Raw genomic sequence first — 1,042 nt, 5'->3', positions numbered from 1 at the left:
TTCATGTCAAAGAGCAACTGCCCTTCTGACGAACCATAGAAACCGAAGTTACCGAGATGAGCGTCGCCACCAACTAATACCTTGATACCACTATTCTCATTACGTGATAGATCATAGTGCATTACATCAACTGTTCCACGGAAAAATGCAAAAAGTGACTTCGACATTCGTTCACGCTTAACGGCTAGTAGTTCGGGAACTAATAGCTTATTTTTGATGTTTAAGATTTTATGGATGTTTCTCTTCTCAGGTTCAAATTGATCAAATTGATCAGATACTGTGGTCGCGAAAAATCGACCTCTGATAATTAATTGTTCCGTACTTTTAAAAGCATCAGTATCTTGGAAAGTATATGGTGTTCTGCTCATACCCTCATCTCCTCAAATTTAATTATACAATAGCTAGCTCGGATAACTGCCAGCTTTCATGATTTTTTACATTATTGTTTACTATACTGAAATATATATTTTAAGTATGACTAAAATATTATCTTTTATAACTGAATATTAACTTAAAATACACAATTTTTTCGTACGTTTCTTACAAACTCGCAAATTATCGAAAATTTATCATAAAAAATAAGCACACCCGAGGGAAGGCATGCTTATTTTTGAATATTTGTAGGTATAAAGATTTTTTAGATTCCGTCTTCATCAGATTCAGGTTCTGCACTCTTATGTTCAAAGACCTTTGTCTGATTCTTACTAAGAGAAACAATTTTGTCAGCCAATTCCTTAGCTGAACCATCAAAAGTTGCTAATTGTAGACCAACTTCCATAATAGAACCAACATTACAACCACAAGTAACATTGATTTCTTTATTACTTGACATGCTTAACTTCACAGCCTCTTTAAAAGGTGTTCCGCCAAGCAAATCACAGATAAATACTACTTTATCATCATTTTTTATTTCATCGGAAAACTTTTTATTTAGACTGTTTTCATCCATATCCCCGGTAAAATCTATAAAACTAACACCGTTCAAACCACCGGCCAATAGCTTAACTGTTGATTCAATTCCTGTTGCATAATTACCATGTCC

At 33.9% G+C, this 1,042-nt stretch carries 2 protein-coding genes; both read right to left on the bottom strand.

Annotated elements, in window-relative coordinates; translation table 11 throughout:
- Positions 1-368, bottom strand: a 368-nt coding sequence (locus tag FHL06_RS14180; RefSeq protein ID WP_153387307.1) for a DUF2252 family protein, incomplete at its 3' end; no start/stop codon positions are given.
- Between the two features lie 269 nt (positions 369-637).
- The coding region (locus tag FHL06_RS14175) for a PTS sugar transporter subunit IIA domain-containing protein (protein WP_153387305.1) at positions 638-1,042 on the bottom strand (405 nt) is incomplete at its 5' end.

Origin of the sequence: Companilactobacillus halodurans, from assembly GCF_009600985.1 — a bacterium.
In the GTDB taxonomy this organism is placed as follows: Bacteria; Bacillota; Bacilli; order Lactobacillales; family Lactobacillaceae; genus Companilactobacillus; species Companilactobacillus halodurans.
This window is presented reverse-complemented; position numbering and strand designations above follow the sequence as displayed.